Source organism: Pantoea sp. X-Soil-YNGN-775, assembly GCF_059730575.1.
Genome location: NZ_AP035946.1, coordinates 89,485 through 105,265 on the forward strand (window position 1 = coordinate 89,485; position 15,781 = coordinate 105,265).

9 protein-coding genes are annotated in these 15,781 nt (G+C 56.9%); 1 reads left to right on the forward strand and 8 read right to left on the reverse strand.

Features of this window, described 5'->3' with window-relative positions:
- Positions 1-88 precede the first annotated feature (88 nt).
- Positions 89-8,686: a glycoside hydrolase family 94 protein gene (locus tag AC6I8I_RS20305; protein ID WP_312053754.1), complete on the reverse strand. Its 8,598-nt coding sequence runs from the start codon at positions 8,684-8,686 to the stop codon at positions 89-91.
- Between the two features lie 306 nt (positions 8,687-8,992).
- Here AC6I8I_RS20305 and AC6I8I_RS20310 point away from each other — a divergent pair, with 306 nt between their 5' ends.
- A complete protein-coding gene (locus AC6I8I_RS20310; protein WP_312053755.1) occupies positions 8,993-9,148 on the forward strand; it encodes a YnfU family zinc-binding protein in 156 nt (51 codons plus the stop codon).
- Between the two features lie 169 nt (positions 9,149-9,317).
- On the opposite strand, the gene AC6I8I_RS20315 is transcribed toward AC6I8I_RS20310, so the two are convergent.
- The 7 genes from AC6I8I_RS20315 to AC6I8I_RS20345 all read right to left on the reverse strand — a co-directional run bounded on the left by AC6I8I_RS20315 (position 9,318) and on the right by AC6I8I_RS20345 (position 15,778).
- Positions 9,318-9,590: a hypothetical protein gene (locus AC6I8I_RS20315; protein ID WP_312053756.1), complete on the reverse strand. Its 273-nt coding sequence runs from the start codon at positions 9,588-9,590 to the stop codon at positions 9,318-9,320.
- Between the two features lie 97 nt (positions 9,591-9,687).
- The gene (locus tag AC6I8I_RS20320; RefSeq protein ID WP_312053758.1) at positions 9,688-9,999 is read right to left on the reverse strand and encodes a hypothetical protein; all 312 of its coding nucleotides are present in this window, start codon (positions 9,997-9,999) and stop codon (positions 9,688-9,690) included.
- A gap of 1,173 nt (positions 10,000-11,172) precedes the next feature.
- A complete protein-coding gene (gene fucP / locus AC6I8I_RS20325) occupies positions 11,173-12,411 on the reverse strand; it encodes an L-fucose:H+ symporter permease (RefSeq protein WP_312053759.1) in 1,239 nt (412 codons plus the stop codon).
- Between the two features lie 114 nt (positions 12,412-12,525).
- Positions 12,526-12,870, reverse strand: coding sequence for an L-rhamnose mutarotase (locus tag AC6I8I_RS20330; protein ID WP_312053760.1), 345 nt, complete (start codon positions 12,868-12,870; stop codon positions 12,526-12,528).
- Positions 12,867-13,643, reverse strand: a complete 777-nt coding sequence (locus AC6I8I_RS20335; RefSeq protein WP_312053761.1) for an L-fucose dehydrogenase — start codon at positions 13,641-13,643, stop codon at positions 12,867-12,869. The genes AC6I8I_RS20330 and AC6I8I_RS20335 overlap by 4 nt, the downstream gene beginning before the upstream one ends.
- A complete protein-coding gene (locus AC6I8I_RS20340; RefSeq protein WP_312053763.1) occupies positions 13,621-14,481 on the reverse strand; it encodes an amidohydrolase family protein in 861 nt (286 codons plus the stop codon). Before AC6I8I_RS20340 ends, AC6I8I_RS20335 begins: the two co-directional genes overlap by 23 nt.
- Before the next feature lie 19 nt (positions 14,482-14,500).
- Positions 14,501-15,778: an L-fuconate dehydratase gene (locus tag AC6I8I_RS20345; protein ID WP_312053764.1), complete on the reverse strand. Its 1,278-nt coding sequence runs from the start codon at positions 15,776-15,778 to the stop codon at positions 14,501-14,503.
- Between the last annotated feature and the right edge of the window lie 3 nt (positions 15,779-15,781).

Sequence of the window (15,781 nt, forward strand, 5' to 3'; positions counted from 1 at the left end):
AATTAGCCAGCCACTGCGCGCCAGGCTCAGCCGTCGACGCGATCGCTGGCGGCTGCACCTGCCCGCCGCCGTGACTATCCGCCGGCTTTTATTCAGGCCCTTTCTGCTCCAGTCTCGCCAGCTGAACCACCACCAGATGCGCTCCCGGCTGGCTCTCCAGCACTATTTCATCGCCTTCACAGGGTGCGCCATCCAGCCACAGCTGATAACTGCCATCACCGCGTGACACGGTGATGTTATAGCTGCTCTCTCCTTCACGGTAGACCACTTTTACTTCGCGCCATCCAGCGGGAAGCTGGGGACGAAGCGAGAGAGAGTTGCCGTGTCGAATGATCCCCAGCAGGCTTTCGGTAATCAACTGATAGGCCCAGCCGGAAGAGCCGGTGTACCACGTCCAGCCACCGCGCCCGCTGTGGCCCTCCGCCGCATAGACATCCGCAGCCATTACGTAGGGCTCGACTTTATAAATCGCCGAGCGCTGCCGGTCGCTGCTGTGATTAACCGGATTAATCATCGAGAACAGCGACCAGGCACGTTCGGTTTCGCCCCGTGCCGCAAAGGCCATAATCGCCCACAGCGCACCGTGTGTGTATTGCCCGCCATTTTCGCGCACCCCGGGCAAATAGCCGCGAATGTAGCCCGGATTGGGGCCGGCGCCATCGAAGGGCGGCGTCAGCAGTTTAATCAGCCCGTTCTGCTGATCGACCAGCTGCCGGAACAGCGCATCCATCGCAGACTGGCTTTTGGCGGCTTCACCCGCCCCGGACAATACCGACCAGCTCTGGGCTATGGCGTCGATGCGGCATTCGGGATCGGCATGCGAGCCAAGCGTCTGGCCATTATCAAAGAATCCGCGCAGATACCATTCGCCATCCCAGGCCGCAGCGTTGAGCGCGGTTTTAAGATCCTGCGCATGACGCTGACACAGCCCGGCGGTCTGGCTGTCGCCGACCCGAACCGCCAGCGCGGCGAAACGGGTCAGCACTGTATAAAGGAAAAAGCCGAGCCAGACACTTTCCCCTTTGCCGGCGATCCCGACCGTGCTCATGCCATCATTCCAGTCGCCAGATCCCATCAGAGGTAAGCCGTGCTGACCAAACCGCAGGCCGTGTTTCACCGCACGAACCGCGTGCTGCCACAGGGTATCGCTGACCTTGCTGAGGCCAGGCAGCTCATACACCGATTCTTCGTCCGCTGTCAGTAAGCGGCCTTCGAGATAACTGACCGGCTGCGACAGCAGCGTCATATCCTCTGTCGCCCGCACGTAGTGGCACAGCGCAAAGGGCAGCCAGAGATAGTCGTCGGAGCAACGTGTTCTGACGCCACGGCCGCCAGGCGGATGCCACCAGTGTTGAACGTCGCCCTCAATAAACTGCCGCGAGGCGCACAGCAACAGCTGATCGCGCAGGCGCTGCGGTGCCGCATGGGTCAGCGCCAGCGTATCCTGCAGCTGATCGCGAAAACCGTAGGCCCCGCCGGACTGGTAATAACCGCTGCGCGCCAGTAAGCGACTGGCCAGCGTCTGATACAGCAGCCAGCCGTTAGCCAGCAAATCCACCGCCGGTTCAGGCGTCTGAATCTGCACTTTAGTCAGCACGCTTTGCCAGTAGCGTTTTACCTTTGCCAGCTCATTGCTGGCCTGCCCGGCTGACAGCAGCTGTTGCATCAGCGTGATTGCTGCCGCTTCATCCTCACCCACGCCGAGTGCAAAAACAAAGCTGCGGCTGTCGCCGTCTATCAGCGTAGTCAGCGTCTGCAGCGCGGCACAGGGATCCAGTCCGGCACCGGTATTGCCCGACAGGCCGCGAAAAGTCATCATTGCTGGCTGCCGGGTGCTGCCGTTACGGCCAAGGCACTCCAGCCGGTTGCCGCTATGGGCAATCTGCGTGCCGGTGACAGCAAAAAAAGCGCTGCGCGCTGAACCGGCGCTGTTATAGAAGTTTTTAGCCAGCACCGCACTGCCGCTATCCAGCGTGGCGACCGACGTCACCACGTGCATGGCCGATCGGCTCGCCAGCTCGCCCAGTACCCATTCGACGTAGCCGGTGATCGACAAATTACGGGTTCGTCCCGACTGGTTACTCAGCGTCAGCAGAGATAGCCTGACCGGCGCCTTTTCGGCCATAAATACCGTTAAGCTGCTGCTGATGCCGTGCCCGGTGTGCTCAAAACAGCTGTAGCCGAAGCCGTGTCGGGTCAGATAATCCCCTTTTCCGCGCATCGGCAGAGGCGTGGGCGACCAGACATCGCCGCTCTCTTCATCGCGTAAGTAGAGCGCTTCACCGCTGCTATCACTCACCGGATCGTTGTGCCACGGCGTCAGGCGATATTCATGCGCGTTTTCATACCAGCTATAGGCCTGGCCACTTTCAGAGATGACGCTGCCTGACTGGCTGTTAGCCAGCACGTTACTCCACGGCGCAGGCGTCTGCTGCTGGTCAGAAAGAATGATCTGATATTCATCGCCGTCGGCGCTAAAGCCGCCGCGACCGTTGAAAAACTGCAGGCCATCGGTAGCAAAGCGTACTGCCGCCGGTTCAGCTGCTTTGCGGGTGGCGGTAAACGGATAAGCGGGCGGCGTGCGCAGCGGTTTCAGCAACGCGCTGAGCTGGTCGTCAAGGCTGCCATCACGGCCTTCCAGCACCACAGTCGCCACGCTCAGCAGCAGTTGCTGCTCTTCCGCACTAAAACTTTCACACTTACGAAGAAAGATACCGCCGGGTTTATCCATCTGTTGTCGCTCTTCGCCAGCCGGGATCAGGGTGGTGAGCTGATTGAACAGGTTCTGCTGATAGCCGCCCCGGTCGCAGTTCATGATCACCAGGTCGACCGTCAGTCCTTTCTGACGCCAGTACTGATGCGCCTGAATCACCGAGCTAATCAAATCCAGCTGGTCGATATTCTCAATACGGACCAGCAGAATCGGCAGATCGCCTGAGATCGCATGACGCCATAAGGATTCCTGACCCAGACGGTTCTGCAGCAGATTGTTGAGATCGCCACGCATCTCGGCGGACGGGAACAGCAGCGCACTGGCCAGCTGATTAAACAGGCCGGTATCTTCAGTGCGGATATTCAACTGACGCAGTGCAACCTGACTGTGTGACCACGCCAGCTCGAACACCCGATCGGCGCTGATATGGTTACGGTATTTCTCAATCAGCGCAATCGTGGTGTCGCGAGCTGGCGTCACGCCATAAAGCATATCAATGGTGACCGCTTCACTGGCTTTAAGATCGACGGTCTGGCGAATCGACAGCAGCGGGTCCAGTACCGCACCCTGATGACCGGTCAGTTCACCGCCGGGCAGCAACGCCTGTGGCCTGGCGGGGGTGTTGCCGCGCCCGAGGAAGCGGGCCCGGTCGGTTTCATAGGAGGTTTCACGGTCGGTATTGCCATGAATCGCCATCGCATGAAACATCCACGCCGTCACTTCCTGCTCTTCGCGGGGCCGGCGATGGGCCAGAATCGCTTCCAGCCCAGGTAAGATTTCAGTCTGTATGAAAAGGTTACTGAAGGCCGGATGGGCCATATCGCTGGCGGCCGGTGCCAGCACCACTTCGGCATAGCTGGTGATATCGAACCGGCGCGGCTGACGGGAACGGTTAGTCACCGTTATCCGACGAATCTCAACATCGTCTTCGGGTGAGACCACGATATGCGTATGGATGCCGAAGGTGGTGCCCGCTGCGTCAAACTCAATCCCGGCATCATTGAACCGGGCTTTATAGCCAGGCCGCTCACTGCAGGTGGGCTGATAGCTGTGGCTGATGACATCGCCGGAATGCTGGTCAGTAACATAGCAGAAAGTGCCGTACTGGTTGCGGGTGCTGTCTGCCCGCCAGCGGGTCAGCGCCAGCCCCTTCCACATGCTGTAGCCCGCACCGGAATGGGTCACCATCAGATGATAATTGGCGTTGGAAAGCAGCTGAAGCTGTGGCTGGCGCGGATCGGCCCCACTGAACTCACGCTGATCAGGCACGCTGCGCTGCAGTTTGTTATCGACAGTCTCGTCGAAGCTGCGGCGCGGGGTGTACAGCTCGATATCATCCGGCACTTTCTCCTGCAGCAGCAGGCGCGATGACTGGAACAGTGCGCTGGACATAAAACGCGCCACCATCGGCGCGCCCAGCAGCAGGTGCGACAGCGCCAGAAATCCCATCGCCTGATGATGCGCCATATAGGATTTGACGGCGGTAAAGGGCTGGCCGGGCGCCAGCCGATCGGCAGTGAAATCCAGCGCCTCGTAGTAGCCATATTCACCCTTAGCGCCCATCGCTTTCAGCCTGAGCAGATTATCGGTCGCTTCCTGCGGCAGTACCATTAGCGCCAGCAGCGTGGCGTAAGGCGCAACCACCAGGTCATCATTCAGGCCGCGTTTCAACCCTAATTCCGGGGTGCCAAAAGCCCGGTACTGATAGTTATGATTCACGTCAAAGGCGGCATACCCGGATTCCGACACGCCCCACGGCGTCCCGGTGCTTTTCGCTGAACTGATCTGCTGCCTGACTGCGGCCAACGCCATCTTTTCCAGCAGCGTATCGGGGTAAACCGGCATCACCAGATGCGGCATCAGATATTCAAACATCGAGCCGCTCCACGACATCACGGCGGGCTGATTATCCAGCCGGGTAAATAAGCGACCCAGCACAAACCAGCTTTTGACTGGCAGCTGGTTGGCGGAGATAGCGAAATAGTGGGTCAGCCGCACTTCTGACGGGAACAGGTCATATTTACTGGCGTCGAGCAGACCGCTGTCGATGTTGTAGCCGACGCTGAGCAACGAGGTGGCCGGAACGTATAAGAAGCGGAAGTCCATGCTGGCGTGATCGCAAAGACGACCATCCAGTTCCAGCAGCGCGGCCATCCGCTCACGGGCGGCCCACACTACCGGATCGCTCTGTAGTCGGGTTAATTCAGGGCGATGCTGACTTAATTCTGCCAGCCACAGCAGGGAGGGTATCTCCGCAGGGAAGAGGGTCTGCGGCGTGACCCAGCTGAAAAAGCGACGCCACTCCTGAGCAAAATCGTCCAGCTGCTGGTGAAACAGTGCCGGCCAGTTGATGCGGCCTGTCGGTTGATAGCGCTGTTGTACCTCGGCGCTCAGCGGCAGCAATGCCTCCAGTTCAGAAAACAGGCTCGCGGGTGAAACGTGCGTCATCGCCATTAATCGGGTGTCGATGTGCGTCAGCAGGTTGTGCTGACTGCCCCCCAGCTGCGTTTTGACCAGGGCTAAGGTATCCCGCAGACCGTTCAGCATGCGCGCCGGGGCGATCACCGGCTGATATTTCCACTGCGCCAGTCCGGCCTGCAGCGTGACCAGGTGAGCCGCCATGTTGCCACTGTCCACGCTGGAAACATAGCGCGGATTAAGTGGCTTCAGCGTCTGCGTGTCATACCAGTTATACAGATGGCCCCGGAAATGCTCCATCCGATCCAGCGTGTCGAGGGTGGCAAGCGATCGCCTGATCACCTGATCCTGACTGACGTAGCCAAAATCCCATGCGGTCAGATTGGCCAGCAGCGACAGACCGATATTGGTGGGTGAGGTGCGGTGCGCGATCCGCATCTGCGGGATTTCCTGCAGATTATCCGGTGGCAGATGGTTATTTTCATCACCGGCAAACTCACTGAACCACGCCCAGGTTTCACGGGCGGTGCGGCGCAGAAAACCCTGTTGTGCGGCTGACAGCGCGATCCGCTGCGGCGCAGCAGGCTGGCTCATGCGGCTCAGCAGCGCCGGGGTGATGGTCCAGAGTAATCCCAGTGCCAGCGCCAGATGGATCAACGACGGCATCGACAGTGCGGTCAGCAGCACCAGCGCCACGCCTGCCAGTGGGTTAATCCACATGCTGCGGTAAAAATGACCTAAATCGCAGGCGACGGAGGGGATTGTCGAGGCGCTCTTCCACTCGTTGAGGTAGCGATGGCTGATGTTCAGACGCCACAGGGTGACGATGATCGCTTTCAGCGACCAGTAGCTTTCATGCGGCAGCACGGCCAGCGCCAACCCGGCACGGGAGATGCGGTTAAACGCATCGGTAAACAGGAGCTGCAGATGCTGACGCCAGGCGCGTTTTTTACTTTTTGTCACCCCATCAACGATCAGCGCTGGCACGCCAGGCAGCAGCAGAAACAGCATAATGCCGGCGGCCCAGAAGGCCGGATTCGGCAGCAGGGTACAGAGCATAAACACCAGCGTCAGCAGGGCTGGCGCGACCAGGCTGCGGCGCAGGTTATCGATTAACTTCCAGCGGGAAAGCGGGCTGAGCGGGTTTTTCTGCCGCTGACCATCTTCCAGCCGGACCTGCGGCCGCAGCCAGTTCAGCAGCTGCCAGTCGCCCCTTACCCAGCGAAACCGCCGGGCGACGTCACTCAGATAATTTGCCGGATATTGCTCATAGAGCACCACGTTACTGACCACGCCGGAACGGGCGTAACAGCCTTCCAGCAGATCGTGACTTAGCACCAGGTTTTCCGGGCAGGTATTACGGGTGGCACGCGAAAAAGCCGCCACATCGTAAATGCCCTTGCCGACAAACGATCCTTCGCCAAACAGATCCTGATAAATATCCGAGGAGAGCGAGGAGTAAGCATCATTACCCGGCACGCTGCTGCACAGCCTGGCATAGCGGCCCTGACCCTGGACCGGGATCTCCTCGGCCAGTCGCGGCTGAAGGATGGCATAACCCTCAACCACCCGGTTTAACTGCGTATCGAACACCGGCGCATTAAGCGGATGCGCCATCACGCCGATCAGTTTATGCGCGGTCTCGCGCGGCAGGATGGTATCGCTGTCGAGCGTAATCACATATCTGACCCCGTGCAGCTGCGCCTGGGTCGCTCCCGCCGTCACGCTGAAGCGATTATCTTCTCCCTGCAGCCAGCGGTTCAGCGCATGGATTTTGCCGCGTTTACGTTCATATCCCATCCAGACGCCCTGCGAAATATTATGGGTGCGGTCACGGTGCAGCAGGGAAAAAAGCGCGCTTTCAGCGGCACTGCCGCCGTAGCGACGATTCAGCGCGTCGGTTTTCAGAACCGCATAACGGATCAGCGCTGCATCATGAACATGATTCTGTTCTGCGCTGTCGGTAAAGTCGGTCAGTAAAGCAAAGTTGATATTCGGTAGGGCGTTTCCGAGATAACAGATCTCCAGTGAGCGAAGCAGCGCGTCGGTAGCCTCGTTGCTGCTCAGCAGGCAGGGGATCACCACCAGCGTCCGATGGTGCGGCGGTATCGCCCTGGCATAATCAAGACGCGGCAGCGGCAGCGGATGGCGGGTTCGGGTGGTGAGTTCGCTCAGCAACTGTAACGCCAGCTGACTGCAGACAACCAGGGTCGGCAGCGCCAGCAACCAGAGTAGCGGCCCGATACCAGCCTGCTGGGTGCTGACCAGCATTTCGGCGCTAAACGCGATGGTCAGCAATAACAGGCTGCCCAGCCAGGAGAGTAAAGGTGTCTGGCTGAGATGCTGGCGGCTCTTATTCAGCCAGCTGACGTTAACCTGAAGCTGCTGTTCAAGTTGCAGATAGCCTTTATCCAGCAGGAAATAGCCGACATGCTGCTGTCGCAGGGGAAGACCCGGCTGTCTGGCCAGATCCAGCACCGCCTGGGCCACCGCCCGCTCATCGAACCGACTGTGGCGGGCCAGACGCTCAATAACGTGACGGTAGTCATCACGACTGTCAAAGTGCATCAGAGGATAAGTCCCGGCCGGGTCATGCTGGAGTATACGTTCAACCTGGCTGACCGACTCAACAAAGGCCTGCCAGTCAATCTCGCCCAGCTGGCGCAGGCCGGTGATACTGTTGCTGACCGACAGCTGACTCAATGCCAGCTGGCGGTTGAACTGTTCAATCACTTCTGAGGTTTTACGCCCGCTGTTTTCAAGTTGCTGCTCAACCCAGGTTAAAGCGAGCGTATTGTTCTGGCCGCTTAACCGGCGTTCAAGTTCCGCCACGAAAGCACCGGAAATCTGCGGGTTCTGACGGGCCATATCGGCGATGACGAGGATCACTTTTGAGGTATCTTTGGCGGCAGTGGCAAGGATATCGGTGATCCACTCTTCTGCTTTGATGCGCTCCTGATGCACTCTGGCCACCTCCGCCGCAATCCGGGCCAGATTGTTAATCAGCGCAAAGCGCAACATGGCGGGCATTGCCCACAGTTCGCCGAGCAGCAGCGGGGTGACACGTTGATAGGCGGTGATGAAGGGGTGCAGCACGCTGGTTTCAAGTCGGCCATCGCTGTGCTTGATCATCTCTTCGGCGATGGCCTGGATACGCAGGTAATGCGCCGACTGCGCCAGCATCGGCAATCCTTTACCGAATTTTGCCGGTAACAGATGCCGTACCAGGCGGATTTGCTCTTCGATAATGTAGAAATTATCCAGCAGCCAGACGGCAGCTGGCGTCTGGCTGCGTTTATCGCCCTCGCTCAGGATTTCAGCGCTTTGCGTCAGTGACAGCTCGTTATCCGCCAGTTGCTGTAGCAGCCGGTAGGACCATTTACCGCCCGACAGCTTATGTGTTTTTGCTAATTTCTCGCCGTAGTTACCCATTTGTTCCGCAGAAAAGAGTTCGGGCCGCTGGGCCTGATAAATGCCTTCTGGCGGAAACAACGGGAAATGATCGGATGGCAATTCGCTGTCCCGACTGAACCACGTCGTCAGATTTATTTTCACATTCATTTCCTTGCGCTTGCGCAGCTGCTGGATCCGGAATAAAGAAAGGATGATAAACAGGAAGCCGGAAGAAGGAGCCAGAGGTGATAGCAGATTCCGATAGGTTAATTGTAGTCTTTTTTGCGTCCCCGGTCCCAATGTAAATAAATGGCCGTTGCTGTTGTCAGTAATGATTAAATAAAAGTAAAAAAATAAACGGCAGGATTTCCCGGGTGTTAACTTTATTTAACCGCTGGTGTGGTTATATAAAAAGCTAATTATTTCGCGCTGTGCTACGCTGGCTGCCCCACCTCAGAGGATACGGACATGACCTGGTTAAGCTTTCTTTTCGACGCGTTGCACAACAACGAAACGAATACACAGTGTCCGGAGTGTAAGAAATTCTCCAGGCAGTTGATCGCGAAAAAGAACAAAGGTCAGGCTGTGCTGTGTCCGCACTGTAAGTCGCTGTTCATTATCTGACATGATTTCAAAAAGCCGCGGCTTGTGACGGCTTGCTCAATCGGACGGCAACCCCGCGTTGCTGCCCGCTGGATGGGTTGTTTTATTTTTTATATTTTTCAATAGAATCATCAGTTTAGTTGGCAGATTTTCTGACGCAACTCACTGAGTCTTAATCATCTCATACGGGTTAACGCTCATATTCAATGAAGTATCGGTCAGATTCACGCTTTTCCACGAACTCGAATGGCGCAGGCGTAATGACATGCTGACCCGACCGCCAGACATCATTAATTCTTTCAATTGTGTCACCCTCCTGTAGCGGAAACGTTGTGCTGACGCGTAACACCGCGGTGCGGCCATTTTCAAAATCGACCTCGTACAGTGCAATATTTCTGGCGGGAAGAATCGTTCTTGCGTGAATTATTTTGCCGTACAGTTCACTACAGGCTGATTTTTTCATGATAAACCTCTTATCTATTCATGTGCTTAATCCGCAGCAGAAAGATTTATTTCTTCTCTGCTTTTTTCTGGCATCAATTAAGCGGGCTGATATAAATTTATCCGTAACGATAAATATAGCCATTCTGGCAGAAATAAATGAGAGCTTCAGCGTAGCCTGAATGATTAAAAGATGGGTGAAAAAGCAGGGTTTTAAAATAATGTGATCCGTGACCCAGATTAATGCAAAGAACCGCGGCCACAAATAAAATAAACCAGCGTTCAGGCTCAACATTTACTGGCTGCACGCATTGATTATCTACCCGCGCCAGCCGTTCGGGCATTATGCTACGCCTTTGCGCCGTATTTATCGCCAGCGGCAGGTAGCCAGCTGTAACCGCAATTAATACAGCCACGCCATGAAGACGCATACCTGATGAGACTCCAGCGGGCGTGGCTAAATTAAAACTACTGCTCCGGGTGCCTCCCGGTGGGCTATCAGGGGTCAAAACAGCCCGTGACAGATGACACACAACGAATGACTCGTCAGACCCTTTACACCCCGCCGCGCAGGGGGATTAGCAGCAACGCTGGCACCATAGCACTTAACAATACTGGTTAATATTTAATCTTTTTTCTTTCAGAATAGCGCAAGGTTGTCGCAGGAAAACGGTAAACATCTGGTTTCAGACTGAAAGGATACAATTCGTTATTTTCCGGCTGCTTAATACCGACTCCCGCAGGTGCCGCGCGAAGTACGCGGCGTAACGGCGCGTGCTGTGAGTACTGATGCCTTTACGTTCTATCTGCCGTCGCCAGCTGAACCGGCAGAATGCGACAAACCTGTAGCATCGTGCCACGCCAGTGATGTTGGCTAAGCTGCGGCTTGCACTATGACAATGCTCCAGGCGAAGCCGCAGTTTGCCTCGCGCCTTTGTCATGGCGAAGCCGCTACTTTTGCCACTGGCCAGGCTAAGCTGCGAATCAAGCCGTCAGCAATCCGTCCCGGGAACCGGACGCTATGCCACCTTGCTGTCGTCCAATTTAATAGCGAGCTAGATTGTGATATTTTAATATGTTGCGCACTATTTACTGCTGCGCTTTATGTGTTAGATTAGCGCTAACGATGGTTAAGCGACCCTCGGAGAAAGCACGTTTATTTGCCCTGGCTGCTGCTGGCCGGGCTTTTTTTTGTCCTGAATCCGGCAACCGGACGACAGTCGGTGTGTGCGCAGAGTGGCGAATAAAGAGCGCTGCGACGCTGTCAGCCGCGCCTTCTCAGCCCGCTACGACAAGCCAGCCTCAACGTGGACAGCGCGTAAAGCTTCCCGCACTTCACCCTCTCTTCTTCAGGTTTTGCCAGGGCCGCCGATCCTGACTCCACCGTGACCTGACCCAGGACGCGATTGTCATAACGGCTACGACGTCTGAGTTGTTGAACAGGGGGGAATCGGGGGTGAGCATCGCCAGCAAATGCGAAGCATTAGCCGGGAGAAAAGATAAGTGGACTGCGGCAGATTCATGCCGCTCTCAGTTAAAAAATGAGCCGGAGTGAACCGACAATATGCATGTTCACTCCGTTGTTTTATCCCGCGTTGAGCGACTTAGCTCCCGGCGCTGGCTCTTTGCTTAAGTGCATACACCAATACTACCGCGAAACAGATCATCGGCAGCGCGTAGGACACGGCGGTGGTGTAACGATCGGCGATGGCGCCCATCATATAGGGCATCACCGCGCCCCCGACAATCGCCATGATCATCACTGAACTGGCCCGTTTGGTTTGCTTGCCCATATTCTTCACCCCCATGGCAAAAAGGGTCGGGAACATGATCGACATAAAGAAGAATATCGCCACCAGCGCAATCACCGAAACGTTATCGATACCGGCAACCACCACGCCGCATAACAGGATATTGATGATGGCATAGGTCACCAGCAGCGTAGCCGGGCGAATAAAACCCATCAGCCAGGTACTAAAAAAACGGCCGACCATAAAGCTGATCATCCCTACCGACAGCAGATAGGAAGCGTTCTGGTTCGACAGCGTATGCCAGTGTTCGGTGGTGTAATTGATAAAGAAAGCGCCAACCCCAACCTGGGCGGCGACATAAAAGAACTGGGCAATCACGCCGCCGGTAAAATGGCCATGCTGCCATAATCCTTTCGCAATGCCCTGGTCTGCATCACTGCTCTGCTCACGAATATCCGGCAACTTCGTCCGTCCAAACAGGAAGGCAATCAGCAGCACTAAAAAAGCAATCGCGACGTAGGTGGTTTTTACTGAAGAGAGCCCGTCAGCGGTGGTGCTCTGCGTGGCGGAAAAGAACAGCGAGCCGCCAATCACCGGACCAATAAACTGCCCTAAGCCGTTAAAGGATTGTGAGAGATTCAGACGGCGTTCTGCGCCAGCCGGGTCGCCCAGCACGGTTGCAAACGGGTTAGCGGCGGTTTCGAGACATCCCAGCCCGAGGGCGATCACAAACAGCGCCAACAGAAACAGGCTAAAGCTGCCCGCCGAGGCGGCCGGAACAAACAGCAATGCACCCACTGCGTAGAGGCATAAACCGACCAGGATGCCGGCTTTATAGCCGAAGCGATCCATGAAAAAGCCAGCCGGCAGGGCAATGATAAAATAGGCACCGAAATAGGCGGCCTGTAACAGCCCGGACTGCGCCTTATTCACGTGTAACACCTCCTGGAAATGCTTATTCAGCACATCCAGCAGCCCGTAGGATAATCCCCACAGGAAAAACAGCGTGGTGACCAGAATAAACGCCAGACGGAAGCCGGAGGTGGTTTTGCGCTCCGCATAGGCCGTAGCAGCAGTTTTATTGGCGAACATAGTGTATTCCTCAGTATCTGGTGGTGACTGCAGGAGTAGGGTCAGCCCGGATGGCTGGTTTTTTTATGTCAGATAACCTGAAAAACGGTCAGCTCTCTGGAATAAACAGAGGCACTACGGCTGTTCTGTCAGTGAAAATATGCGCGTCATTTCAACCCACTTTTCCCCGGCGGCTGTCCACGGGGTGGGGCGCTGATATTTCCACATCAGGGCTTCCCATTCGCAGACTTTCGGATCCTCAAGGCTGCGACGTTCGAACAGCGCGCGGTCAAAGTCGTCCGTGGTTTCGATCACCATCACTAACCGGTTACCCAGCCGGTAAATTTCCATCTCTGCAATGCCGTAGCGACGCAGGTGCGCGGTAATCTCCGGCCAGATCTGCTGGTGATAGCGTTGATACTCTGCAATAAAGCGAGGATCGTCGCTGAGATCCAACGCCTGGCAAAAGCGGCGCGTCATGTCAGCGCCCGATCAAGGTGGGTGTAACCGCCATCGACGGTCAGCCACTGTCCCGTGGTGTGCGACGCGCGCGAAGAGAGCAGGAAGACCACCGTATTGGCGATCTCCTGCGGCGTGGTCATGCGCTGCCCCAGCGGAATATGTGAGGTGATTTTTTGCAGTTTCTCTTCATGCCGATCGAAGCTTTGGATCCAGCGCGCATAGAGTGGCGTCATCACTTCAGCCGGGATAACCGCATTGACGCGGATACCCTCGTCCAGCAGGGCCGCCGCCCATTCACGGGTCAGCGCCAGAATGCCGCCTTTGGCCGAGGCATAGCCGCTGGTATTACCCTGACCGGTTAACGCGGTTTTCGAACTGATATTCACGATCGCGCCCCGGCTGGCACGCAGCGCGTTCAGGCACAGGTGCGCCATCAGGTAGTAGTGAATCAGATTCTGTTCGAGCGACTGCACAAAGGCGGCGCGTCCGGCATCCAGACCCACGTTGTCATTGGCACCGGCGTTGTTCACCAGGCCGTCAATCGAGGGATAACGGCTCAGGATCTGATCCAGCGCGGCCTTGCAGCTCGCTTCGTCGCGCAGTTCGGCGAGCACAAAGCTGGCCTGTGGCGAGAGTTGTTGCAGCTTATGCATCAGCTCATTGGCCGGTTCGGTATTGCTGACGATCACCGGAATAGCCCCTTCTTCGGCCAGCGTCAGTGAGATTGCCTCACCAATGCCGGAACCGCCGCCGGTGACGATTACCACTTTATTTTGCAGATAGAGATTCATCGTGTGTGTCCTGTAATCGGTAGAGAGAGCAGGCATTGCCGCCATAAATGGCTGCCTGTTCGGCGGCACTGAGTGTTGCTATCGCCGGTTGCCAGAGTTGCCAGGGATTTTCATCGGGGCTGGCCAACAGCGAGACCGGCCAGTCAGAGCCGAACAGCAGTCGTTCGCTGCCGAAAATCTCCAGTGCGGCATCGAAAAAAGGCAGCAAATCGTCGGCTGACAGTCCCACCGGGCGTGGCTCAGTCAGCAGGCCGGAGAGCTTACAGCTGACATGTTTCAACGCTTTCAGCGGCGCAATCTGCTGCTGCCAGTGGCTGGCCCCCAGCGTCAGATCGGGCTTGCCGAAGTGATCGAGCACCAGAAAATGCTGGTCATGGCGCTGCGCGAACTCAACGGCTTCGGCCAGATGGTGATGCGTCACCAGCAGTTCATAGAGATATTCCCGCTGCTGAAGCTGGCGAATTCCGTCATTGATGGCCGGATCGGCCAGCCACTGCGCCGGATAAGGCTCGTCCTGAATCGGATGACGAAAACCGCGCAACAACGGATGGGCTAGCGCCTCCAGCTGTCGCGGCAGATCGCCGTCGCGCAGATCGATCCAGCCGGTGACCGCCGCGACATAATCAGTCTGGTCAGCAATATCCAGCAGCCAGCGGGTTTCCTCCAGGCTGCATCGCGCCTGCACCAGCACCGTTTTCTGCACCTCGTGGCGGCGCAGCAGCGGACGCAGCGTTTCCGGCAAAAAATCCTGTTTCAGCACTGCCATGTCATCGTTGATCCAGCGGTAATCCTGCGCTGTGTAGCGCCAGAAATGCTGGTGGCTGTCGACTCGCATCATCGGCATTCTCCTTTGCGTCTCAGGCGTGGTAGCGATATTTATCGATCGATGCCTGATGCATTTCGATGGAGAAGCCAGGTGATTTGGGCGGCATATAGGCGGCACCGCGGATCTCGCAGGGATCGACAAAATGCTCATGGAGGTGGTCAACGTATTCGATAACCCGGCCTTCATGGGTGCCGGCGATGCAGAGATAATCGATCATCGAAAGGTGCTGCACGTACTCGCATAACCCGACTCCACCAGCATGCGGGCAAACCGGCAGGTTGTATTTGGCCGCCATCAGCATCACCGCCAGCACTTCGTTGATGCCGCCCATGCGGCAGGCGTCAATCTGCACCACATCAATCGCTTCGCGCATGATGAACTGCTTAAACATGATGCGGTTCTGGCACATCTCGCCGGTGGCGACCTTGACCGGCGCGACACCCTGACGAATGGTGCGATGGCCTTCGATATCATCCGGGCTGGTCGGTTCTTCGATAAACCAGGGATCGGCAAACGCCAGCGCATTAACCCACGGAATGGCATCGCGGGTTTCCCACACCTGATTGGCGTCGATCATCAGCTTGCGGTGCGGACCGATCACTTCGCGGGCAATCCGCACCCGGCGAATGTCATCTTCCAGGTCACGTCCGACTTTCAGCTTCAGGTAATCGAAGCCCGCATCGACCGCCTGCTGACACAAACGGCGCAGCTTGTCGTCGGGGTAGCCCAGCCAGCCGGCCGAGGTGGTGTAGCACGGGTAACCTTCCGCCAGCAGTTTTTCAAGGCGCTGTGCTTTGTTGTCGGCACGCTGTTGCAGCAGCGTCAGCGCCTCCTGCGGAGTGATGCAGTCGGTGATGTAGCGAAAATCAATGCAGCGCACCAGCTCTTCCGGCGTCATATCCGCCACCAGCTGCCACACCGGTTTGCCGACCGCCTTACTCCATAAATCCCATACCGCATTCACTACGGCACCGGTCGCCAGATGAATAGCGCCTTTGTCCGGCCCAATCCAGCGCAGCTGGCTGTCGCTGGTGAAATCCCGCCAGAATTTCCCCATATCGGCGGTGATATCCGCCAGTTGGCGGCCAACGATCAGATGCTGCAGTGCACCAATCGCGGCACAACAGATTTCGTTACCGCGCCCGATGGTGAAGGTCAGGCCGTGGCCCCGCAGCGCCGGATGGTCGGTTTCCAGAATCACATACGCCGCGGAGTAGTCGGGATCCGGGTTCATCGCATCCGAACCGTCCATCGTCAGCGACGTCGGGAAGCGCACATCCTCTACACGTAAAGCCGTAATCGTCGTCATCGA

What these genes read in the sequence shown, in the direction of transcription:
- AC6I8I_RS20310 (WP_312053755.1), top strand. Translation starts at nt 8,993, where the DNA reads ATGACCTGGTTAAGCTTTCTTTTCGACGCGTTGCACAACAACGAAACG.
- AC6I8I_RS20315 (WP_312053756.1), bottom strand. Translation starts at nt 9,590, where the DNA reads ATGAAAAAATCAGCCTGTAGTGAACTGTACGGCAAAATAATTCACGCA.
- AC6I8I_RS20320 (WP_312053758.1), bottom strand. Translation starts at nt 9,999, where the DNA reads ATGCGTCTTCATGGCGTGGCTGTATTAATTGCGGTTACAGCTGGCTAC.
- fucP (WP_312053759.1), bottom strand. Translation starts at nt 12,411, where the DNA reads ATGTTCGCCAATAAAACTGCTGCTACGGCCTATGCGGAGCGCAAAACC.
- AC6I8I_RS20330 (WP_312053760.1), bottom strand. Translation starts at nt 12,870, where the DNA reads ATGACGCGCCGCTTTTGCCAGGCGTTGGATCTCAGCGACGATCCTCGC.
- AC6I8I_RS20335 (WP_312053761.1), bottom strand. Translation starts at nt 13,643, where the DNA reads ATGAATCTCTATCTGCAAAATAAAGTGGTAATCGTCACCGGCGGCGGT.
- AC6I8I_RS20340 (WP_312053763.1), bottom strand. Translation starts at nt 14,481, where the DNA reads ATGATGCGAGTCGACAGCCACCAGCATTTCTGGCGCTACACAGCGCAG.
- AC6I8I_RS20345 (WP_312053764.1), bottom strand. Translation starts at nt 15,778, where the DNA reads ATGACGACGATTACGGCTTTACGTGTAGAGGATGTGCGCTTCCCGACG.